Below are 21,264 nucleotides of genomic sequence, written 5' to 3'. Positions count from 1 at the left end.
TCCGGTCCGGAAGGGGGCCTTCGCTCGTGTGCGGTGCCTACACCTCGTCGAGAGAGCGGTCGCGCGTCTCCTTCACGACGAGCAACGCCACGAAGGTCGTCGCCGCGGCGATCACCAGATAGATGCCCACCCAGCCGACGCCGTAGCTCGTTGCGAGCCAGGTCGCGATGAAGGGTGCGACAGCGGCGCCGAGAATACTCGAGACGTTGTACGAGATTCCGGATCCGGTGTATCGGACATTGGTCGGGAAGAGCTCGGGCAGGATCGCACTCTGCGGTCCGAAGGTCAGACCCATGAGGAGCATGCCGATCACGAGGAAGAACAGCATCTCGCCCGAGCTCATGCCGTCGCTCGACAGCAGGAACTGGAAGCACAGCCCGAACACCATGATCGCCCCGGTGACGACCAGCAGGGTCGCGCGGCGGCCGTAACGATCGGCGAGCCACCCTGCCAGGGGCACGGCGGCCGCGAAGAACAACACCGCGACGAGCTGCAGCACGAGGAAATCGGAGTACTGGAAGCCGGCACCGTGGCCGCCCTCGGCCGGGGTCTTGCCCGTACCGAAACTGAGCACCCAGGTGGTCATGAGGTAGAAGAGCGTGTACGTCGCGAGCATGACGAAGGTGCCGATGATCAGCTGCCGCCAGCTGGTCTTGAACACTTCGGCGAGCGGTGTCTTGACCTTCTTGCCCTCGGCGACCGCCTTGGCGAAGACCGGCGTCTCCTCGAGCTTGAGCCGCACGTACAGGCCGATGATGACCATGACGGCGCTCAGCAGGAACGGAATGCGCCAGCCCCACTCGAGGAACGCGCCGGACAGGTCGGGGTCCCCGTTGTCATGTCCGAGCAGCAACGTGATGATCAGGAACAACCCGTTGGCTCCGATGAAGCCGATCGGCGCGCCGAGCTGAGGCCACATCGCTGCCCAGGCACGTTTGCCCGGTTCGGCGGTCTCGGTGGCGAGCAGCGCCGCCCCGGACCATTCACCACCGAGGCCGAGGCCCTGACAGAAGCGCATGAGGGCGAGCAGCGCCGGCGCGATGAGCCCGGCCTGGTGATAGGTGGGCAACAGGCCGATCAGGAAGGTCGCGATACCCATCGTGAGGAGCGAGCCGACGAGTGTGACCTTGCGACCGATCCGGTCGCCGAAATGCCCGAAGACGATGGATCCGACCGGGCGGGCGACGAAGGCGATACCGAAGGTCGCGAGCGACGCGAGCAGCGCGGTCGTGCTGTTGCCCTGAGGGAAGAACAGGTGAGGGAAGACCGATACGGCGGCCGTCGCATAGATGTAGAAGTCGTAGAACTCGACGGACGTGCCGACCATGCTGGCCACGACGATGCGGCGTCGTGGTACTCCCGCGACGACCGAGGAACCGTCGTTCCCGACTCCGACGGATGTGCTCACTGAACCAACTCCACTTTCGATTCACATGTTGAGAGGGATTCCCAATTGCTAGGAAAGTGAACACCCGGATTTCCGCCCACCGCAAATCGGGCGCCTCCGTGGACGCTCTCTCCCCGGGACTAGACTCACCTCCAGGTGTGCCGGAAGTCCGGATCGGCAACGGTTCCACCGTGCCCGTATCCGCTCACCGAAAGACACCCGTGTCCGACGCCTCCGCCACCACCTGGACCAGTTCTCTCAACCGCTATCTCCGCACCGAAACGGTCGGCGGTTCGCTGCTGCTGGTCGCCGCCGCAGTGGCCCTGATCTGGATCAACTCTCCCTTCGGCGATTCCTACATCGCCCTGCGCGACGTCGAGATCGGGCCCGAAGCCCTCCACCTGCACCTCTCGCTCGGGACGTGGGCGAAGGACGGACTGCTCGCCGTCTTCTTCTTCGTCGCCGGCCTCGAACTCAAGCGAGAACTGGTCACCGGCGAACTGGCCGACCGACGGAAGGCGATCCTCCCGGTCATCGCCGCGTGCGGTGGCGTGGTCCTTCCGGCCCTCATCGCCGCGGCCGTGGGCTGGGGAACACCCGGAATGGATCGCGGGTGGGCGATCCCGGTCGCGACCGACATCGCCTTCGCCCTCGGAGTGCTCGCACTCACCGGCTCCCGCATTCCCACCAGCGCCCGCGTCTTCCTGCTGAGCCTGGCGGTCGTCGACGACCTGATCGGTATCGCACTGATCGCGATCCTGTTCACCTCGGGTCTCGCGATCGGCTGGATCCTCGCGACCGTCGCCGCGGCGGGGTTGTACTGGCTCGCTCAGCGACGGCGCATCACCACCCCCTGGCTGTACGTACCCCTCGCGCTCTTCACCTGGTACGCGATGCACAGCGCGGGCATCCACGCGACCGTCGCCGGAGTGCTCCTCGGACTGCTCACCCGCGTCCGCACGGATCCCGGTGAGGACTACGGGCCTGCGGAGCGACTGGTCCACCGCCTCCAGCCGTGGTCGGCCGGCCTGTGCGTTCCGGTCTTCGCGCTGTTCGCCTCCGGTGTCCCCATCGGTGCCGAGATGATCGGCAACGTCTTCACCGAACCCGTCGGCCTCGCGATCGTGCTGGGACTCCTGGTCGGGAAGACGGTCGGGATCTTCGGCAGCACCTGGATCGCCATCCGGTTCCGCCTCGCGACGAAACCGACCGGGCTGCTGTGGGGCGACCTGTTCGCCCTCGCCGTGCTCGGCGCGATCGGGTTCACCGTCAGTCTTCTCATCACCGAACTGTCGCTGACGGGAGAATCGGCCGAGATCGCCAAGGCCGCCGTACTGGTGACGTCATTGATCGCTTCCGTGCTCGGGTCGGCGCTACTGTTACGGCGTGGGCGCGCCCACCGTCAACGGAACGAACCAACCGAAGGGGTCGAGTAGTGAGCGTGACGAACGCGAAGCATCCGGAGAACGGAGTCCCGTCGGGCATCTCCGGCATTCCGTTGTCGAAGGTGGACGCTCCGACACCCCGGGACGCGAGCGTGGGAGAGCTCGTGCGCGATGCCGCGACACAGGTGTCCACCCTGTTCCGTGCCGAAGTCCAGCTGGCCAAGGCCGAGGTGACGGGGGAGGTCAAGAAGGGCCTTCAGGGCAGCCTGTTCTTCATCCTCGCGCTCGCGGTTCTGACCTTCAGTTCTTTCTTCTTCTTCTTCTTCCTGGCCGAACTGCTCGACGTCTGGGTGGCTCGCTGGCTCGCCTTCCTCATCGTCTTCCTGATCATGGTGGTCGTCACCGCGATCCTGGCGTTGATCGGATACATGCGGGTGCGCAAGTTGCGCGCACCCAACAAGACCATCGACTCGCTCAAGCAGACCGCGTCGATCCTCCCCAGCAATCAGGACGCGCAGGATCCGGCCGGGCCCCGCCACGCCGCGCCGCGTCACACCCGCTGACGACCGGGATCGCGAGTGCCCGTCCCCGACCCGTCCACGGTCCGATATCCCGGTCCGTGGACGCATCGAGACATCCATGCCAACGGCATCCGGCTCCACGCCGTGGAAGCCGGACCCCATGATCCGGGAACACCGCTCGTGGTGTTCGTGCACGGCTTCGCCGATCTGTGGTGGTCGTGGCGCCATCAGCTCACGGCCTTCGCCGACCTCGGCTACCGGGCCGTCGCGGTCGATCTGCGGGGTTACGGTGACTCCGACAAACCGCCACGCGGTTACGACGGGTGGACACTGTCGAACGACATCGCGGGGCTGATCCGGGCGCTCGGCCACACGGAGGCGATCCTGGTCGGCCATGCCGACGGGGGGCTCGTGTGCTGGGCGACGGCAGTGCTCCACCCGAATCTCGTGCGGGCGATCGCGGTCGTCGACTCCCCGCATCCGATCTCGCTGCGTGATGCGGCCGTCCGCGACCGGGCGCAACGCGCGGCGCTGCTGCCGACCTTCCTCGCCTATCAGCTGCCCTGGCGTCCCGAACGACAGTTGACGCGCGACGACGGATACGAGATCGAACGACTGCTGCGGCTGCGGTGTGGACCCGAGTGGTGCCGCACCGAGGAGTTCGACGAGGTCACCGACCGGTTGCGGACCGCTATCCGGATTCCGGGCACGGCCCATCTGACCCTGGAATACCAGCGCTGGGCGTTCCGCAGCCAATGGCGTCCCGACGGGCGCCGCTTCATGAAGGCCATGGACGTCGAGCTGACCCTGCCGGTCCTGCAGGTGCACGGTGTGCTGGATCCTTACGTGCTCGCCGCGACACTCCGTCGCTGTGCGCGGCACGCACCCGGACGGATCCTGAAGTTCGTCGACGGCGCCGGCCACTACGCGCATCAGGAGAAACCCGGGGCGGTGACGGCTCTGCTCAGCGACTTCGTCGGTGGCGTCGTCTGACCGTATGTCCCCGATCGAGCGGTCAGACGATGCAGGCGCCGGTCGCGACCGGCTGGTTCCCACCGGCCATCGCCAGCTGCCGGCTCACCTCTCCGCCGGTGAGGACGAAACCGGTGTCGGTGTCGTCGACCGCGGCCCCGAACACCATCCCGAGAACGTTCCCCGACGGGTCGACCAGCGGGCCTCCCGAGTTGCCCTGCCGGATCATGCCGCGCACCGTGTACACCTCGCGTTCGACGGTGCCGCCGCGGTAGATGTCCGGCCCCTGCAGATCGAGCGTCTCGCGGATCCGCGCCGCGCTGGCCGTGTACGGACCGCCGCCCGGATAGCCGAGCACGATCGCGTCGTCACCCGATTCGGCGGGCTGCGACGCGAAGGTCAGAGGCGTAGCCGTCAGGCCCGGCACCGCGAGGATCGCGACGTCCACTTCGGGATCGAACAACACGACGGTCGCGTCGAGCGGACCGCGATCCGTGTCGACGGTCACCGCGGCGGTTCCCGCCACGACGTGCGCGTTCGTCATCACCCGCTCGGGTGCCACGACGAAGCCGGATCCTTCGAGGGCCTTCTGGCAGCTCGGTGCCACGCCGTTGATGCGCAGGACGCTCGTCTGCAGCCGGGCCGGTACCGATCCCTCGAGGAGAGCCCCGTCGGGCACGTCCACCTCGGCGATCGGTGTCCGGCCGAACGGACCGATCACCTCCGGAAGCCCGGACGTGTCGAGCAGCGCCGAGAACTCGTTCGGGATCGCGCGCATCCAGTCCGGGGCGAGATCGTCGACCGTTCCGAGCACCTGGGATCCTCGGACCGCAGCGGAGACGGCGGGCTGGGTGGTGGCGGTCAGCGGGATGGCGAGCAGCCACGCGGCGACGAGCACCGCGACCGATTGGAGGCCCGCACCGACGACGCTGTCCACCGCACGCGCGCCCGGGCTGTGGATGCCACTGCGTGCTGCACGCCCGAGCACCATGCCCGCCACCTCGCCCACCACGACGAGCACCACGATCAGGGCGATGCCGGCCAGGATCCGCAGGCGCGCATCTTCCACGTGGACGAGGACGTGCGGGGCGACGAGGATGCCGGCGACGGCTCCGAGCAGCACACCGAGGAAGGCCAGGGCCGATGCGACGGCTCCCTGGCGGAGTCCGGAGGACGCGGCGATCAGGACGATCACCACGATGATCAGATCGATCCAGCCCGATCCGGTCACGATTCGACCACCCCCGTCTCCAGTTCGGCGAGCACGACGTCGAGATCACGGACATCGTCGTGATCCCACTCGATCTCCCACCCCGACACCGCGAACAGACCCGCGAGTACCCCTGCGGTGAAACCCCACACCAGCATCCCGTCCACCTGGAAGGCGGGGCCCTGATAGCCGAGCCGGTGCCGGACCTGGAAGCGGTTGTCGGGGTCGAGCAGTTCGTGCAGCGACACTCGTACCACGCGGGTCGCCTCCTCCGGGTCGACCACGCCGACAGGACTCGGCGTCTCCCAGTAGGCGATCACGGGCGTCACGTCGAAACCCGACGGCGGGATGAACAGTTCGGGCAACACCGCGAGCGGCCGGATTCCGGACGGATCCAGTCCCGTCTCCTCCTCTGCCTCCCGCAGTGCGGTGTGGATGGCGCCGTAATCCTCCGGATCGGCGGCTCCGCCGGGGAACGCGACCTGCCCGCTGTGCTGACGGAGCGTCGCCGCACGCTGGGTGAGCAGAACGTCGGCATCGGCAGGGAGTCCTCCGCGGGCCATGGGGTCGGCCACCGGTGATCCTCCGAACAACACCAGGACCGCGGCCTGGCGGACTCGCGCATCGCGCGGTGCGCGACGATTCAGGATCGGATTGAGTCCGTGCGGGTCGGTCGGGGACGTCGAGGCGACCCGCCGGAGCCATTCGGGGGTCATGCGGCCACTCCCAGGTGTTCTTCCACGACCGCGGCCACCTCGTCGACGGTTCGGAACGGGATCGGGAGCACCGCGGCGACGGACCCGTCCGCGCGGAGCAGCACGGTCACCGGAAGGACCGCAGGCGCGCCGACTGCGGCCTGGACCCGTCCGGATCCGTCCTGGACACCCGGCAACCGCACGTCGTAGTCGGCGAGTTTGGAGAGCGCGTTCGACTCGTTGGGATCGGTGTGGACGGTGACCACCGTGACCGCGTCGCCGACGCGGGCGGCGTACTCCTCGAGCACGGGAAGTTCCTCGGCGCAGGGGCCGCACCACCAGGCCCACAGGTTGACCACGGCGGGTTTGCCCGCCAGTGCGGCCGCGAGGTCCACGGAGGATCCGTCACCGACACACTCGAAGACCAGTCCGGCGAGCGGGCCGGCGGCAGGCTCGGGCACGCCCGGTTGCGGACACGACTCCAGTGCGGCGGCCTCCCGCAACGGTGCGAGGGACTGTGCGTCGTCCTGCGGACGCCTGTCCACAGGCGCCGACGACGCGGCGGTGGTCCGGGAGTTCCCGGACGAGGACGTGTCACCCGGGTCGCGCGGCCAGATCGCGACGATCAACGCGACGACGACGACCAGTGCTGCCAGGCTCCAGCGGCCTGCTGTCGAAGGACGCACCCCGTCACCGCCCGGCCAGCTCGAGCAGGTGCTCGGTCTCCGGTCCCTTCACCAGCGCGGCCGCGGTCTGCGGATCGGTGGGCCCGGTCCCGTAGGACGGGCAGTCCTTCGCGAGAACGCACACCCCGCAGGCCGGCTTACGCGCGTGGCACACCCTCCGGCCGTGGAAGATCACGCGGTGGGACAGCAGCGTCCACTCCTTGCGCTCGATGAGCGCACCGACGGCATGTTCGATCTTGACCGGATCGGTCTCCTCGGTCCACGCCCAGCGGCGCACGAGTCGCTGGAAGTGCGTGTCGACGGTGATGCCCGGCACATCGAAGGCGTTGCCGAGAATCACATTGGCGGTCTTGCGGCCGATACCGGGCAACGCGACGAGATCCTCCAGCCGGGCAGGGACCTCACCGTCGAAACGCTCGAGCAGGGCCTGGCCGAGTCCGATCAGCGCAGTGGCCTTGTTCCGGTAGAAGCCGGTCGACCGGATGTACTCCTCGAGCTCGGTGCGGTCCGCCTCGGCGTACGCGCGAGCGTCCGGATACCGGGCGAACAGAGCGGGGGTGACCTGGTTGACCCGCACGTCGGTGCACTGTGCCGACAGGATCGTGGCCACGGCGAGTTCGAGCGGGTTCGTGAAGTTCAGCTCGCAGTAGACGTGCGGGAAAGCCTCGGCGAGCCGGCGGTTCATCCGCCGTGCACGACGGACGAGTGCAAGCCGCGACTCGGGTCCGCGAGCCTTTCCGTTCGTTCGGCGCGGGGCCGCCTCGGGGCTCTCGGACTGGGTCGCATGCACCTGAACCACTGTACGTAAACCCTGTCCCCAGGATTCGGCCCCGTGTCACTTCCGAGACCTTCCGGGTGTTTACTTCCCGGTATGCAAGCTCTTGCTGTAGTGCTCTTCCCGGTGCTGCTGATGTTGTTCGCGTTGTCCATGGAGCGCGTGGAGGCGCGCTTGAGTCGGCTGTCGGTTCGCGAGCAGGAGGTGGAGGAGTTCCTCGACAAGGCCGACCAGGCCGACGTCGCGGCACTCGCCCGAGAGGGCTTCCCCGGAGCTCTCGCCCGCTTCCAGCGTCGCCGCCGCCGGGGGTCCGGGACGGACGGATCGGACGATTCCGATCGCCGACTGCGGGCCCGTCACGCGAGCTGATCCGCTACCTGCCGGTAGCCTCGAATACGTCGACGACCCGCTTCGTCGACGGTTTCCGTGGTATCGGTCACTCACCCACCCGATGCGCACAGTAGACTGGACACTCGTACGCCTGACAGGTGACCTGCCCGGGAAGTCCGTCGACGTGCAGACCCGGCAGTAGATGACGAGAATCATTCCCAAAAGGAGCGCACGTGGACGAGGTCCTGGCCAGAGCAGGCATCTTCCAAGGAGTCGAGCCCTCGGCGGTTGCGGCGCTGATCAAAGAGCTTCAACCCGTCGATTTCCCGCGCGGCCATGTCATCTTCAACGAGGGTGAGCCCGGCGATCGGCTGTACATCATCGTCTCCGGCAAGGTGAAGCTCGGGCGTCGTTCGCCCGACGGCCGCGAGAATCTCCTGACGATCATGGGCCCGTCCGACATGTTCGGCGAGCTCTCCATCTTCGATCCGGGTCCGCGCACGTCGACCGCGACCACGGTCACCGAGGTGCGTGCCGTGAGCATGGACCGCGAGGCGCTCAAGGCCTGGATCGACCAGCGACCCGAGATCGCCGAGCAGCTCCTCCGCGTGCTCGCCCGCCGTCTGCGTCGCACCAACAACAGCCTCGCCGACCTGATCTTCACGGACGTCCCCGGCCGTGTCGCCAAGGCGCTGCTGCAGCTCGCACAGCGCTTCGGTACGCAGGAGGCCGGCGCACTGCGTGTGACGCACGACCTGACGCAGGAAGAGATCGCGCAGCTCGTGGGCGCATCCCGCGAGACCGTGAACAAGGCGCTGGCAGACTTCGCGCACCGCGGCTGGCTGCGCCTCGAAGGCAAGAGCGTGCTGATCTCCGACTCGGAGCGTCTGGCGCGTCGCGCCCGCTGACGACCCCGACATCCACGAAAGGCCAGGACGCTTCGTCGCGTCCCGGCCTTTCGTGCGCTTCGCGGCGTGTCAGCCGTGACTGCGCAGATACTCCAACTGCACGTTGACCGACTTCTCGGCCGCCCCCCACAGCGATCGGTCGACGTCGGCGTAGACGTGCTCGACGACCTGACGTGCCGAGGCCTCGGCGCCGAGGGCCCGCAGAGCTCCGCGAACCTGCTCGAGCCGCCCCTCCCGGTGCGCGAGGTACTCCCGCGCGATCGTTTCGAGGTCGGGCAGCTCGGGTCCGTGCCCCGGAAGAACCGTGTAGCCGCCACCGAGCGAGATGAGCGACCGCAGGGACCGCAGATAGTCGCCGAGGTCGCCGTCCGTGTCGTCGAGAACGGTCGTGCCGCGCCCGAGGATCGTGTCGGCGGTGAGCACACTGCCGTCGTCCTCGATCACGAACGACAACGAGTCCGCCGTGTGCCCCGGAGTCGCCAGCACCCGGATGCGGAGTCCCGCCGCCTCCACGACGTCGCCGTCGGACAGCCGTTCTCCCCCGGCGTGCCGATGCTCGGGTGCATTGGCGTGTACAGGGCATCCGGCCAGTTCCGCGAACCGTTCGGCACCCTCGGTGTGGTCGAAGTGCCGGTGGCTGATCAATGTCGCAGCCACCGGAACCTGCGCGACCCGCTCGAGATGCCCTTCGTCGAGCGGGCCCGGATCGACGACGACGCACTCGTCGCTGCCGGGGGCTCGGAGAATCCAGGTGTTCGTGCCCTCGAGGGACATGATCGAGGGGTTCTCCGCCAGGATCACGGCCGCGTTCTCGGTGACCTGCCGCAGCTGTGCGTAGGCGGGGTGAACCAGGGCCATCTCTCTCGCCTCTCGTGTCGACCGGTTTCGCCGGAAGGGTGGCGTCAGCGTACTTCGACCATCAGCTCCACTTCGACGGGAGCGCCGAGCGGCAGCTCCGCGACACCGACCGCCGAGCGGGCATGCGCTCCGACATCACCGAAGATCTCGCCGAGCAGCTCCGACGCTCCGTTGATCACGCCGGGCTGACCGGTGAAGCCCTCGGCGGAGGCGACGTACCCCACGACCTTGACGATGCTGGCGATGTTGTCGAGCCCGACGATGCCGTCGACGGCTGCGAGCGCGTTGAGCGCGGCCGTGCGCGCGGCGGTCTTCGCGTCCTCCGCCGACACCTCGGCACCGACCTTGCCGGTGTGGGTCAGCTGTCCGTCGACGAGCGGCAGCTGGCCGGAGGTGTACACGACGTCGCCGTTGCGGACGGCGGGCACGTAGGCCGCCACCGGTGCTGCGACGGGCGGCAACGTGATCCCGAGTTCGGTCAGACGTTCACTCCAGGTCCTGTGTGCCACGGATCAGCCCTTCGGACGCTTGAGGTAGGCGACGTGCTGCTCCCCGGTCGGGCCGGGCAGCACGGTGACGAGTTCCCAGCCGTCGGCACCCCACTGATCGAGGATCTGCTTGGTCGCGTGCGTGAGCAGCGGCACGGTTGCGTATTCCCATGTGGTCGTTTCACTCATGTCCTGACCCTATCCGGCACCGTCGACCGTCCACGACTTATAGGCTCGTGATCGTGGCATCTCCGACATCACATTCCGGCGAGTGGCCGGACGTCGCCGCTCAGGCGCGACTGCACTTCGTGTCCGGCAAGGGTGGGACCGGGAAATCCACTGTGGCCGCAGCACTCGCATTGGCGCTCGCCGCAGGAGGTCGCAAGGTCCTGCTGGTGGAGACGGAAGGGCGGCAGGGCATCGCCCAGCTGTTCGACATGCCTCCGCTGCCTCCGGTGGAGACGAAGATCGCCGATGCCCAGGGCGGCGGAGTGGTGTCGGCTCTCGCGATCGACATCGAGGCGGCCTTCCTCGAATACCTCGACATGTTCTACAACCTCGGATTCGCGGGTCGCGCCATGCGCCGGATGGGTGCGATCGAGTTCGTGACGACCCTCGCCCCGGGTCTGCGCGACGTGATCCTCACCGGCAAGATCAAGGAGACGGTGGTGCGCAGCGACGCGTCGGGCAAACCCGTCTACGACGCGGTGGTCGTCGATTCACCGCCGACGGGCCGCATCGCGAGTTTCCTCGACGTCACCAAGGCGATGGCCGATCTCGCCAAGTCCGGCCCCATCCGCTCCCAGAGCGAGGGTGTGGTCCGTTTGCTGCACTCGGATCGGACGGTGATCCACCTGGTGACCCTGCTCGAAGCGCTGCCCGTCCAGGAGACGGCGGACGCGGTGGAGGAACTCGAGGCGGCGGATCTCCGGATGGGAACGGTGATCGTCAATCGCACCGCTCCCGAGCACCTGCCCGAGGAACTCGTCGACGGCTTCGCAGCCGGGCACATCGCCGGTCCCGAGATCCGGGCGACGCTCGGCAAGGTGTCCCTCGAGCTCTCCGACGACGATTTCGCGGGCCTGCTCACCGAGACCGTCGAGCACGCCGCGGTCCTCCAGGCGCAGCAGGTGAGCGCCGCTCAACTCGACGATGTGAAGGTGGCACGCATGTCCCTACCGGCTCTTGCCGACGGTGTCGATATCGGCGGTCTCTACGAGCTCGCCGAGGCCCTCGCGGAGCAGGGCGTCCGATGAGCAGCCGGGGACCGAACACTCTCGACGTGAACCGCATCCTGGACGACCGCTCGTCCCGGGTGATCGTGTGCTGCGGTTCGGGTGGCGTCGGCAAGACGACCACCGCGGCGGCGGTGGCACTGCGCGCCGCCGAACGCGGCCGCAGTGTCGTGGTACTCACGATCGATCCGGCGCGGCGGCTGGCACAGGCGCTGGGCGTCGCCTCGCTCGACAATTCGCCACAGAAGGTGGAACTGGGACCGGAGGCCAAGGGCGAGCTGCACGCGATGATGCTCAACATGCGTCGCACCTTCGACGACATGGTGCTCGAGCACTCGTCGTCGGACAAGGCCCAGCAGATCCTGGACAACCCCTTCTATCAGACCGTGGCGTCGTCGTTCTCCGGCACGCAGGAGTACATGGCGATGGAGAAGCTCGGCCAGCTGGCGCAGAGCGACGAGTGGGATCTGATCGTCGTCGACACTCCGCCCTCCCGTAACGCCCTCGACTTCCTCGACGCGCCGCAACGGCTCGGGGCGTTCCTCGACGGGCGGATGATCCGGCTGTTCACGGCGCCCGGCCGTGGCTTCGGCCGGCTGGTGACGGGCGCGATGGGGCTGGCACTCAAGGCGGTCTCGACCATCGTGGGAAGCCAGATGCTGTCGGACGCCTCGGCCTTCGTGCAGTCGCTCGACTCGATGTTCGGCGGATTCCGGGAGCGGGCCGATCGCACCTACCGGTTGCTGCAGCAGCCGGGAACCCACTTCGTGGTGGTCGCGGCGCCCGAACCCGACGCGCTGCGCGAGGCGTCGTTCTTCGTCGAACGGCTCTCCGGTGATCGCATGCCACTGTCGGGTCTGGTGCTCAATCGCACGCATCCGACCCTGTCGGCGCTTCCGGCCGACCATGCGCTCACCGCGGCGGATCAGCTCGCCACGCATGACGGAATGGATGCGCAGGCTGCCGAAGCAGTCCTCCGCATCCATGCGCACCGCGCCGTGATCGCGAAGCGGGAACTGAGGTTGCTACGCAACTTCACCGCAGCACACCCGACGGTGCCGGTGATCGGGGTGCCGTCGCTGCCCTTCGAGGTCTCCGATCTCGAAGCGCTGCGCGCGGTGGGCGAGCAATTGACCCGCGAGGCGTGACGTCTCGCGGGTCAGGGTCTCGACGGTTCGTACCGGCAGGCGGTTCGGTAGAGGCGGACCGTATTAGACCGCGCTCTGATGCTGCCGCTGGGCCGAGAAGAAATCGGCCCAGGACTCGACCTCGGGATGCTGCTTGAGGAGTGCACGACGCTGGCGTTCCGTCATGCCTCCCCAGACGCCGAACTCGACTCGGTTGTCGAGAGCGTCGGCCCCGCACTCGAGCATCACCGGGCAGTGCCGGCAGATGACCGCTGCTTTGCGCTGCGCGGCGCCGCGCACGAACAGTTCATCGGGATCGACTTCGCGGCAGCGAGCCTTGGAGACCCAAGCGATACGCGCTTCGGCCTGGTCGACGTCGAGTCGGGTCGTCGGGGTGGTCATGTGCATTCAGTTGCCCCTTTACATTCCGAACGCCGGTTCGCGGTGTTCGAGGTTCGCGCCGTCTGTGTGTCGCGACGGCGCGAAGCCTGCCCGTCAAGGTGTTATCTGCGTCACACTAGTGTCTCAATCTAGGTAAACTAGTGCCCAGGCGCAAGGCGAACGAAACCTTTTCTGGTACGTACGTACAAAGTGCCACGTCGGAGGCACTTCCGCAGCGCATGTCGAGCCACGCCCACTCCCTGCGAACCTATGAGCGCTCCCCCTGCACGTACTGTGTAGGCGTGTCGATCCGAAGAACGGTGGCGAAGCTCGCAGGTTGCACGGCCCTCGGCGGCGTTCTCGTGGCAGGAATGCTCTTCCCGGCCGCAGGTGGATTCGGGTACGTCTCGAACCGTGCCGCGGACACCGTGGACAACAGTTCTGCAGAGCTCGTCGAAGGCGTGGTCCCCGCAGTCAGCACCATGGTCGACAAGACGGGCGAACCCATCGCCTGGCTCTACGACCAGCGCCGATTCGAGGTCCCCAGCGACCGGATCTCCAACGAGATGAAGCTGGCGATCGTGTCGATCGAGGACAAGCGCTTCCCCGAGCACCAGGGTGTCGACTGGCAGGGCACCATCCGCGCGTTCCTGACCAACACCACGAGCGGTCAGGTCGAGCAGGGCGCATCCACGATCGACCAGCAGTACGTGAAGAACTACCTGCTGCACGTCATCGCCAAGACGGATGCCGAGAGGCGCGCCGCGATCGAGACGACGCCGGCCCGCAAGATCCGCGAAATCCGGATGGCGCTGACGCTCGACGACCAGCTCAGCAAGGACGAGATCCTCACCCGCTATCTGAACCTGGTGCCCTTCGGCAACGGATCGTTCGGTATCCAGGACGCCGCGCAGACCTACTTCGGTATCGACGCGAAGGATCTGAACATCCCCCAGTCCGCGATGCTCGCGGGCATGGTGCAGTCCAGCTCGGCACTGAACCCGTACACGAATCCCGACGGTGTCCTGGCCCGGCGCAACATCGTCCTCGACACCATGATCGAGAACATCCCCGAACGGGCCGACGAGATCCGTGCCGCGAAGGAACTGCCGCTCGGTGTCCTCCCGGAACCGAACACGCTCCCGCGCGGGTGCATCGCCGCCGACGACCGGGGTTACTTCTGCGAATACGCACTGCAGTACCTCGAGAACGCCGGACTGGCGCGCGAGCAGATCGACAAGGGTGGATATCTCATCCGCACGACGCTCGACCCCGAAGTCCAGGACTCCGTGAAGGCATCGCTCGACAAGTTCACCAGCCCCACCGTCGACGACGTGGCCTCGGTGATGAACGTGATCGAACCGGGCCAGGACTCGCACAAGGTCCTCGCCATGGGTTCGAGCCGCACGTTCGGTCTCGACGCCGACGCCAAGGAGACCGTCCAGCCGCAGCCCTACTCGCTGGCCGGCCACGGCGCCGGGTCGATCTTCAAGGTCTTCACGGTCGCGGCGGCCATGGAGCAGGGGCTGGGCACCTCGGCCGTACTCGACGTGCCGTCCCGCTACGACGCTCGCGGTCTCGGCGACGGTGGCGCCCGCGGCTGCCCGCCCAACTACTACTGCGTCGAGAACGCGGCGGAGTACCCGTCGAAGCTCTCGGTCACCGACGCGCTGGCACAGTCGCCGAACACGGCGTTCGTCAAACTCATCGAGGCCACCGGTGTCGATGCGGTCGTCGACATGTCCGTGCGCCTCGGCCTGCGCTCGTACCTGCAGCCGCGCACCTCCGGCTTCGGCGACCAGTCGATGGCCGAGATGCAGAAGCAGCAGCATCTCGGTTCGTACACGCTCGGCCCCACATGGATCAACGCGCTCGAACTGTCGAACGTCGCGGCGACACTCGCGTCGCACGGCAAGTGGTGCCCGCCCACCCCGATCGAGGGTGTGTTCGACCGTGAGGGCAAGCCCGTGCCGATCACTCAGCAGGCCTGCGAGCAGGCCGTCGAGCCCGGTCTCGCCGACACCCTGACGAATGCGATGAGCAAGGACACCGCCGCCGGCGGCACCGCCTCGGGCGCCGCGGGTTCGGTGGGCTGGAACCTGCCGGTCGCGGCGAAGACCGGTACGACCGAGTCGCACATGTCGTCGGCCTTCCTCGGGTACACCAACCGCTTCGCCGGCGTGGTCTACACCTACGGCGACTCGCCCACCCCGGGCCAGATCTGCTCGGGCCCCGTCCGGCCCTGCTACGACGGCAATCTCTTCGGCGGCACCGAGCCGGCGCGGACGTGGTTCTCGGCCATGCTGCCCGTCGCGAACAAGTTCGGTCCCGTCGAACTCCCCGCTGCCGACGCCCGGTATGTCCGCGGCGCGGGCAACGCTCAGGTACCCGACGTCACGGGCCTGTCGAAGGACCGCGCGGTGCAGCGACTGAAGGATGCCGGTTTCTCGGTGTCCGAGGCCACGATCGCCGGTGAGGAACGCGCCGGCACGATCACCGGGACGTCCCCGAGTGGCTCGGCGGTGCCGGGTTCGACGGTCACCTTGTTCATCAGTGACGGATCGATCCGCGTCGCTCCCACCACGAGCGCTACCCCGGCCCGGCCGAACGATCGCGAGGTTCCCGACACGACCCGGCGGTCGACTCCTTCGCCGATGCCGGGCCGCGAGCCGCCGCAGACCGAGTCGCAATCGCCGGAGGACGAGGACTCCACTCCCACCACGACGCCGAGTCGCCCGGACAACTGAGCCGCGAGGCTCCGACGGTCGTGCAGTTCTCGTCGACTTCCCATCGGAGGGGGCGACGAGGACTGCACGACCGGTCGATCACAAGCGTGAACGCACCGCCGCGGACAGACGCTTGCCGTCGGCCTTCCCTGCCGCTATCTCGGTAGCCGCCTTCATCACCTGGCCCATGTTCTTCGGACCCGGGCGCGTTCCGAGTTCCTCCGCGACGCGCGCGAGGGCGGTCTCCACGACGTCGACGAGTTCGGCGTCGGTCAGTGGTGTGGGGAGATATTCGTCGATGATCCGTGCTTCGGCGTGCTCCTTCGCCGCGAGTTCACCGCGGCCGTTCTCGGTGTAGACCTCGGCGGCTTCGCCGCGCTTCTTCGACTCCCGGGCGAGGACCTTGATCACGTCGTCGTCGGAGAGTTCGCGTGCTTCCTTACCCGCGACGGCCTCGTTCCGGATCGCCGCCAACAGCATCCGGAGCGTTTCGGTACGCAGCTTGTCGTGGTCCTTCATCGAGGCCGTCAGGTCCGTGCGCAGCCGGGACTCGAGTGAGGATGTGGTGTCGGTCATGCGGGAAACGCTACGCGGGGTGGACGAACCACGTGCGGGGACGACGTGCGGCGGTACGCTGGAGAAGTGCCTGACCTGTCTGCAATCCGCCGCGTAACTCTCGGCGCCGCCGGCGCCTCCGCTCTCGGCCTCGGCTACGCCACGCTGATCGAACGGAACGCGTTCACCCTTCGCGAGGTCACGGTGCCGGTGCTCGCCCCCGGCGCGTCGACCCTGAGGGTCCTGCACATCAGCGATCTGCACATGACACCCGATCAGCGCCTGAAGCAGAACTGGCTGCGCGAGCTCGACGGTCTCGAACCCGATCTGGTCGTCAACACCGGCGACAACCTGTCGCATCCGAAGGCGGTTCCCGCCGTGGTCCAGGCTCTCGGTGGGTTGCTCGCCCGTCCGGGCCTGTTCGTGTTCGGCAGCAACGACTACTTCGCCCCGGTGGTGAAGAACCCGCTCGCCTACTTCGACAAGAACCACGACCGCGTCTACGGTCCTCCGCTTCCGTGGGGGGATCTGCGTGCCGCCTTCACCGAGCGCGGATGGCAGGACATGACCCATGTGCGACGCGACATCGAGGTCGGCGGCGTGCGCATCGCGGTCGCCGGCGTGGACGACCCGCACCTCGAGCGCGACCGCTACGAGACGATCGCCGGTGCGGCGGATCCGTCCGCCGATCTGCGTCTGGGCCTGACCCACTCGCCCGAGCCGCGGGTTCTGGACCGCTTCGCCGAGGACGGTTACGACCTCGTCCTCGCCGGCCACACGCACGGCGGCCAGCTGTGCCTGCCGTTCTACGGGGCGCTGGTGACCAACTGCGGGATCGACCGCTCCCGTGTGAAGGGCGCGTCCCGGTGGGGTGCCCACATGCGACTGCACGTCTCCGCCGGAATCGGTACCTCGCCGTTCGCTCCCGCGCGTTTCTTCTGCCGTCCCGAAGCCACCCTGCTCACCCTCGTTCCGGCCTCGCGCGACAGCGCGCACCGCGCTGCGGACAACGCGACGGAGAGCGCGGAGTTACGCCGCTGACCAGCCGATTTAATCTTCGGCGCGCTCGTAATGTAAGCTGACCGAGGTTCATCACGGGGTGTGGCGCAGCTTGGTAGCGCGCTTCGTTCGGGACGAAGAGGTCGTGGGTTCGAATCCCGCCACCCCGACTCGTGAAAGAACTCGTCAGGGCACCTTTCCCTCACCGGGAAGGTGCCCTGACCGGTTTCCGCACCTTTCGGGAACGGCGGGAACATTCCCCGCCGAACTCACGGCGGCAAGTGCGCGAGAACCGAATGATGCCGGCTGTAGACGAAATAGATGATCAGGCCGAGCAGCATCCACACCACGAATCGCAGCCACGTCTCGACGGACAGATTCACCATGAGCCACACGCACGCGAGGACCGAGAGAATCGGCACCAGCGGCACCAAGGGCACCCGGAATCCGCGTTCGAGATCCGGCCGGGTTCGACGGAGCACGATCACACCGATCGACACGAGCACGAAGGCGAAGAGCGTGCCGATGTTGACCATCTCCTCGAGCGTCCCGAGCGGAACGACACCTGCGAGCACGGCGACGACCACCGTGACGAGCACGGTCGTGCGCACCGGCGTTCCTCGCCTACCGGTGTGGGAGAGCCTGCGCGGTACGAGTCCGTCCCGCGCCATCGCGAACAGCACCCGTGTCTGGCCCAGCATGAGCACCATCACGACGGTTGTCAGACCCGCGAGGGCACCGATCGAGATCAGGTTCTTCGCCCAGTCCATGCCGTTGAGCGCGAACGCCGTTGCCAGCGTCGACTCATCCCCTGCGAGTTCGGTGTAGTTCACCATCCCGGTGAGGACGAAGCTGACAGCCACGTACAGCACTGTCACGATCGCGAGGGAGCCGAGAATGCCGATCGGCACGGCCTTCTGCGGATTACGTGTCTCCTCCGCGGTGGTGGCCACCACGTCGAATCCGATGAACGCGAAGAACACCAGGCTCGCTGCGGCCAGGAGGCCGTACCACCCGAAAGTACTGCCCCCGGCGCCGGTGACGAACGAGAACAACGACTGGTGCAGCCCCTCCCCCGTCTCGCTGGGTTGCGAGGGCGGAATGTACGGCGAGAAGTTCTGCGCCTTGATGTAGAAGGCACCGAGAGCAACCACGAACACCACGACGGCGATCTTGATGGAGGTGATGACCAGCGAGACCCGCGACGAGATCTTCGTTCCCGTGGCGAGCAACACCCCGATCACCGCGACGATCAGCACCGCGCCCCAGTCGATCTTCACCGAGCCGAGCATGAAACTCGACGAGACCGTCATGACCTCGCCGAGATAGAGCGACCATCCCTTCGCGACCACCGCCGCGGCGAGCGCGAACTCCAGGATGAGATCCCAGCCGATGATCCACGCGACGAACTCACCGAAGGTCGCGAACGAATAGGTGTAGGCACTACCGGCGACAGGCAGGGTCGAGGCGAACTCGGCGTAGCAGAGGGCAGCGAGCGCGCATGCGATCGCAGCGAAGACGAAGGCCAGCGAGACCGACGGGCCCGCCACATTGCCCGCGGTCCGGGCGGTGAGCGTGAAGATGCCCGCGCCGATGACCACGGCCACGCCGAAGACGATGAGATCCCAGGCAGTCAGGTCCTTACGCAGCCTCGAGTCGGGGTCGTCGGTGTCGCGAATGGACTGCTCCACCGATTTGACCCGGAAGAGTCCGCGCCTCGGGGTATTTCCGATCCGAGTCATCGCGATCCTTTCCCCGAAGGGACCCACCCGTCACAGCGACGGAACGGGGTTTCCGGCCGGTCCCTGCAGGATGTAAGAGCAGGGTATTCCTCCCCCGGGTCCACGGGTTCCGATTCATCACCAGCTCGACGATTCGCCGGTCGACAACTGACACCGGTAATTCACTTGCGCCCATCGTGAAACGTCGGACTCATTGCCTTCGATGTTTCAGTAGCGATCGATACCGCGCGCACGACTGCCACTGGAATGAAGGTGCACTGATGGATTTCCCACTTCTCGCCAAGGGGCAGAACATGCCGCTCCCGACGGACGTCTCCCATATCGACATCGTGCTGGGTTGGACCGAAGCAGAGACCGAAGTGGACGCCTCCGCATTACTTCTTGGGGACGCCGGCAAGGTGAGGTCCGATGCGGACTTCGTCTTCTACAACCAACCGGAATCATCCGACGGATCCGTTCGCTTCCTCGGGAATGGCGCGACGGAAGAAGGCGCGCAAGCACGCATCAGTGTGGACCTCGCGACGGTCCCCGAGGATGTACACACGATCGCACTCGCCGGCAGTCTCTCCGACGGCACATTCGGTGCCCTCGGCAAGCTCACCTTGCGAGTCGTAGACCCGACAGGGCGTCCGGTAGCCGAGTACATCACTGCCGACGCAGATTCCGAGTCAGCGTTCGTATTCGGCGAAGTCTATCGCCGGGACGGTGCCTGGAAAGTCCGGGCGATAGGGCAAGGATGGGACTCAGGTCTTGCAGGTTTGGCGCAGGACTACGGCGTAGAGGTGGATGACGCCGGCGAAGACGGTGTGCAGGACCCGCCCCCGGTCGTGTCCACGCCTACGACCGAAGAACAAGAGACCGACCCATCGGCCCCGGGGTCCGCTCCTGCCCCGACGAGCACCGCCTCTACGCGGCAGAAGTCCGGCGTACGCACGGTCAAGAGAACCGCGCGAAGGGCCAAATCGATCACCTTCTCGCAGGCCGAACAAGAAAGCTGGCAGCCTGCGCGCCTCTTCTCCGTAGCCGGAATCGGTGCGGGTGACGAGCAGGAACGTCGCGCGACTTCAGCACTCGTAGCCACCATGCAGGCAGTACCGCTGTTCGCCCGTGCGGTGTGCCTTCGCCTCGGTGCTCCTGCGGGGACTTTCGAGGGTTATCTGGAAGTACCGTACGAGCGCGGGGAATCCCGTGTCGTACCGGACGCGGTGCTCAAGGTGGCGCGTGGAACCAGACGCTGGACGGGTCTGGTCGAGGTGAAAACGGGCAACGGCAAACTCAAGCGGGAACAGCTCGAGAACTACTTGGACGTCGCACGTCGCAAGAAGTACGACGTCGTCGTCAGTATTTCGAACGACATCCCCGCAGCTGCGGGGGAACTTCCTGTCGCAGTGGATCGGCGCAAGCTCACCAAGGTTTCGCTTCGGCACCTCTCCTGGGCCGAGATCGCCCACGAGGCACGCATGGTGCTCTCCCACGGGGGACTCGAAAACGATCTCCAGGATTGGATCCTGCGTGAATTCCTCCGCTATATCGATCACCCGCGCAGTGGTGTCTCGGAATTCGTCGATATGGGACGGTACTGGGTTGCCGTTCGTGACGCCGTCACAGCGGGCACGCTTCGTGCCGGTGATTCCAAAGCACTGATGGTCGCGAGTACCTGGGTCGCGTTGGCCCGTCACCTGGCGTTGAGGTTCACTGCGGAACTGGGCGTCCCGGTTACGCATGTCCTGCCGCGTCGTTTCGTGACCGACCCGGACGCGCGGAATGCCTACATCGCCGAGAGGCTTGCAACCGAGGGGGTATTCGAAGCGGTGCTACGGATTCCGGATACTGCAGGCGACCTCGTGGTCTCGGCGGACCTGCACACCAACAAGGTCCGGTGTCGCACGACCGTCGAGGCACCCGACGAAGGCACCTCCCGTAAGAGAGTGTCGTGGCTGCTCAAGCAGTTGAAGACCGCACCGGGAAATGTACGACTCGAAGCCGTGTTCTCCGAACGGGGTAACGAAGCGTGCGAGCACCTCGATACTGTGCGCGCTGATCCACGAATGCTGATCGAGGGACGCGTCGGCGACATCGTGTCATTTACTCTCGAGCAGACATTCGCGCTGGGCAGTCGCCGGTCGTCGGGTACCGCAACAGGCTTCATCACGAGTGTGACGTCTTCAGCCGACGCTTTCTACGGCGAGGTGGTTCAGCCACTACGCGCATGGGTTCCTGCTGCCCCCCAACAAACGGAGCATCCGGCGCCCTCACCGGCGGAGGCCGACGGCGACGCCTGATC

General features: G+C 66.9%; 21 protein-coding genes and 1 tRNA gene. 11 read left to right on the top strand and 11 right to left on the bottom strand.

The annotated features are described in order from the left end of the window. Window positions 1-37 precede the first annotated feature (37 nt). Window positions 38-1,408 carry an MFS transporter gene (locus MOM01_RS21770; RefSeq protein ID WP_241387528.1) on the bottom strand — a complete coding sequence of 457 codons (1,371 nt, stop codon included), beginning with the start codon at window positions 1,406-1,408 and terminating at the stop codon, window positions 38-40. A 200-nt stretch (window positions 1,409-1,608) separates the two neighbouring features. Here MOM01_RS21770 and nhaA point away from each other — a divergent pair, with 200 nt between their 5' ends. Genes nhaA through MOM01_RS21755 form a run of 3 tightly spaced genes read left to right on the top strand, consistent with a single transcriptional unit; the run spans window position 1,609 to window position 4,286 of the window. Further along, window positions 1,609-2,823 (top strand): Na+/H+ antiporter NhaA, encoded by a 1,215-nt coding sequence (gene nhaA, locus MOM01_RS21765; RefSeq protein ID WP_241387527.1) that lies wholly within the window; start codon window positions 1,609-1,611, stop codon window positions 2,821-2,823. Next, the gene (locus tag MOM01_RS21760; RefSeq protein ID WP_241387526.1) at window positions 2,823-3,335 is read left to right on the top strand and encodes a phage holin family protein; all 513 of its coding nucleotides are present in this window, start codon (window positions 2,823-2,825) and stop codon (window positions 3,333-3,335) included. Before nhaA ends, MOM01_RS21760 begins: the two co-directional genes overlap by 1 nt. Window positions 3,336-3,350: 15 nt before the next feature. After that, window positions 3,351-4,286 carry an alpha/beta fold hydrolase gene (locus MOM01_RS21755; protein ID WP_241387525.1) on the top strand — a complete coding sequence of 312 codons (936 nt, stop codon included), beginning with the start codon at window positions 3,351-3,353 and terminating at the stop codon, window positions 4,284-4,286. Between the two features lie 22 nt (window positions 4,287-4,308). Here MOM01_RS21755 and marP read toward each other — a convergent pair whose 3' ends face one another. Genes marP through nth form a run of 4 tightly spaced genes read right to left on the bottom strand, consistent with a single transcriptional unit; the run spans window position 4,309 to window position 7,655 of the window. Next, window positions 4,309-5,496 (bottom strand): acid resistance serine protease MarP, encoded by a 1,188-nt coding sequence (gene marP / locus MOM01_RS21750; protein ID WP_241387524.1) that lies wholly within the window; start codon window positions 5,494-5,496, stop codon window positions 4,309-4,311. Continuing rightward, window positions 5,493-6,191, bottom strand: a complete 699-nt coding sequence (locus tag MOM01_RS21745) for an NUDIX hydrolase (protein ID WP_241387523.1) — start codon at window positions 6,189-6,191, stop codon at window positions 5,493-5,495. Before MOM01_RS21745 ends, marP begins: the two co-directional genes overlap by 4 nt. Then, entirely contained in the window at window positions 6,188-6,856 is a 669-nt protein-coding gene (locus MOM01_RS21740) for a TlpA family protein disulfide reductase (protein WP_241387522.1), read from the bottom strand. The genes MOM01_RS21745 and MOM01_RS21740 overlap by 4 nt, the downstream gene beginning before the upstream one ends. Window positions 6,857-6,860: 4 nt before the next feature. Beyond that, window positions 6,861-7,655, bottom strand: coding sequence for an endonuclease III (gene nth / locus MOM01_RS21735; RefSeq protein ID WP_241387521.1), 795 nt, complete (start codon window positions 7,653-7,655; stop codon window positions 6,861-6,863). A gap of 72 nt (window positions 7,656-7,727) precedes the next feature. On the opposite strand from nth, the gene MOM01_RS21730 reads away from it, so the two are divergent. Both MOM01_RS21730 and MOM01_RS21725 read left to right on the top strand, forming a co-directional pair. Continuing rightward, window positions 7,728-8,000 (top strand): hypothetical protein, encoded by a 273-nt coding sequence (locus MOM01_RS21730; RefSeq protein WP_241387520.1) that lies wholly within the window; start codon window positions 7,728-7,730, stop codon window positions 7,998-8,000. Window positions 8,001-8,194: 194 nt separating this feature from the next. Further along, the gene (locus MOM01_RS21725; protein WP_016934470.1) at window positions 8,195-8,869 is read left to right on the top strand and encodes a Crp/Fnr family transcriptional regulator; all 675 of its coding nucleotides are present in this window, start codon (window positions 8,195-8,197) and stop codon (window positions 8,867-8,869) included. 69 nt (window positions 8,870-8,938) lie between these two features. On the opposite strand, the gene MOM01_RS21720 is transcribed toward MOM01_RS21725, so the two are convergent. Genes MOM01_RS21720 through MOM01_RS21710 form a run of 3 tightly spaced genes read right to left on the bottom strand, consistent with a single transcriptional unit; the run spans window position 8,939 to window position 10,404 of the window. Next, window positions 8,939-9,727, bottom strand: a complete 789-nt coding sequence (locus MOM01_RS21720; RefSeq protein WP_241387519.1) for an MBL fold metallo-hydrolase — start codon at window positions 9,725-9,727, stop codon at window positions 8,939-8,941. Between the two features lie 44 nt (window positions 9,728-9,771). After that, a complete protein-coding gene (locus MOM01_RS21715; RefSeq protein WP_241387518.1) occupies window positions 9,772-10,236 on the bottom strand; it encodes a RidA family protein in 465 nt (154 codons plus the stop codon). A gap of 3 nt (window positions 10,237-10,239) precedes the next feature. Then, window positions 10,240-10,404 (bottom strand): DUF4177 domain-containing protein, encoded by a 165-nt coding sequence (locus tag MOM01_RS21710; RefSeq protein WP_006552429.1) that lies wholly within the window; start codon window positions 10,402-10,404, stop codon window positions 10,240-10,242. Between the two features lie 50 nt (window positions 10,405-10,454). Here MOM01_RS21710 and MOM01_RS21705 point away from each other — a divergent pair, with 50 nt between their 5' ends. Continuing rightward, on the top strand, window positions 10,455-11,471 hold the full coding sequence (locus tag MOM01_RS21705) for an ArsA family ATPase (protein ID WP_241387547.1): 1,017 nt from the start codon (window positions 10,455-10,457) through the stop codon (window positions 11,469-11,471). Then, window positions 11,468-12,598, top strand: coding sequence for an ArsA family ATPase (locus tag MOM01_RS21700; protein ID WP_241387517.1), 1,131 nt, complete (start codon window positions 11,468-11,470; stop codon window positions 12,596-12,598). The genes MOM01_RS21705 and MOM01_RS21700 overlap by 4 nt, the downstream gene beginning before the upstream one ends. A 63-nt stretch (window positions 12,599-12,661) precedes the next feature. On the opposite strand, the gene MOM01_RS21695 is transcribed toward MOM01_RS21700, so the two are convergent. Continuing rightward, window positions 12,662-12,985 (bottom strand): WhiB family transcriptional regulator, encoded by a 324-nt coding sequence (locus tag MOM01_RS21695; protein WP_277610083.1) that lies wholly within the window; start codon window positions 12,983-12,985, stop codon window positions 12,662-12,664. 293 nt (window positions 12,986-13,278) lie between these two features. Between MOM01_RS21695 and MOM01_RS21690 the strand changes: the two genes are divergently transcribed. Next, complete coding sequence (locus MOM01_RS21690; protein ID WP_308197027.1) at window positions 13,279-15,705, top strand: penicillin-binding protein; 2,427 nt, start codon at window positions 13,279-13,281, stop codon at window positions 15,703-15,705. Between the two features lie 78 nt (window positions 15,706-15,783). On the opposite strand, the gene MOM01_RS21685 is transcribed toward MOM01_RS21690, so the two are convergent. Further along, entirely contained in the window at window positions 15,784-16,260 is a 477-nt protein-coding gene (locus tag MOM01_RS21685) for a GatB/YqeY domain-containing protein (RefSeq protein WP_241387515.1), read from the bottom strand. A gap of 66 nt (window positions 16,261-16,326) precedes the next feature. Here MOM01_RS21685 and MOM01_RS21680 point away from each other — a divergent pair, with 66 nt between their 5' ends. Together MOM01_RS21680 and MOM01_RS21675 are read left to right on the top strand one after the other, a co-directional pair. Beyond that, the gene (locus tag MOM01_RS21680; protein ID WP_241387514.1) at window positions 16,327-17,280 is read left to right on the top strand and encodes a metallophosphoesterase; all 954 of its coding nucleotides are present in this window, start codon (window positions 16,327-16,329) and stop codon (window positions 17,278-17,280) included. A gap of 54 nt (window positions 17,281-17,334) precedes the next feature. After that, a tRNA-Pro gene (locus tag MOM01_RS21675) sits at window positions 17,335-17,408 on the top strand. A gap of 99 nt (window positions 17,409-17,507) precedes the next feature. Here the strand turns inward: MOM01_RS21675 and MOM01_RS21670 are convergent. After that, a complete protein-coding gene (locus MOM01_RS21670) occupies window positions 17,508-18,980 on the bottom strand; it encodes an amino acid permease (RefSeq protein ID WP_241387513.1) in 1,473 nt (490 codons plus the stop codon). 260 nt (window positions 18,981-19,240) lie between these two features. On the opposite strand from MOM01_RS21670, the gene MOM01_RS21665 reads away from it, so the two are divergent. Next, on the top strand, window positions 19,241-21,262 hold the full coding sequence (locus MOM01_RS21665; RefSeq protein ID WP_241387512.1) for a TerD family protein: 2,022 nt from the start codon (window positions 19,241-19,243) through the stop codon (window positions 21,260-21,262). The last annotated feature ends 2 nt before the right edge of the window (window positions 21,263-21,264 follow it).

It is taken from the genome of Rhodococcus sp. CH91, assembly GCF_022554085.1.
Lineage (GTDB): Bacteria > Actinomycetota > Actinomycetes > Mycobacteriales > Mycobacteriaceae > Rhodococcus.
The sequence above is the reverse complement of the archived record's forward strand: the minus strand, read 5'-3'. Positions and strand labels throughout refer to the sequence as shown.

Coding starts and splice junctions, on each gene's coding strand:
- MOM01_RS21665 (WP_241387512.1), top strand. CDS start 19,241: ATGGATTTCCCACTTCTCGCCAAGGGGCAGAACATGCCGCTCCCGACG.
- MOM01_RS21720 (WP_241387519.1), bottom strand. CDS start 9,727: ATGGCCCTGGTTCACCCCGCCTACGCACAGCTGCGGCAGGTCACCGAG.
- MOM01_RS21710 (WP_006552429.1), bottom strand. CDS start 10,404: ATGAGTGAAACGACCACATGGGAATACGCAACCGTGCCGCTGCTCACG.
- MOM01_RS21730 (WP_241387520.1), top strand. CDS start 7,728: ATGCAAGCTCTTGCTGTAGTGCTCTTCCCGGTGCTGCTGATGTTGTTC.
- MOM01_RS21685 (WP_241387515.1), bottom strand. CDS start 16,260: ATGACCGACACCACATCCTCACTCGAGTCCCGGCTGCGCACGGACCTG.
- MOM01_RS21695 (WP_277610083.1), bottom strand. CDS start 12,985: ATGCACATGACCACCCCGACGACCCGACTCGACGTCGACCAGGCCGAA.
- MOM01_RS21700 (WP_241387517.1), top strand. CDS start 11,468: ATGAGCAGCCGGGGACCGAACACTCTCGACGTGAACCGCATCCTGGAC.
- MOM01_RS21670 (WP_241387513.1), bottom strand. CDS start 18,980: ATGACTCGGATCGGAAATACCCCGAGGCGCGGACTCTTCCGGGTCAAA.
- MOM01_RS21745 (WP_241387523.1), bottom strand. CDS start 6,191: ATGACCCCCGAATGGCTCCGGCGGGTCGCCTCGACGTCCCCGACCGAC.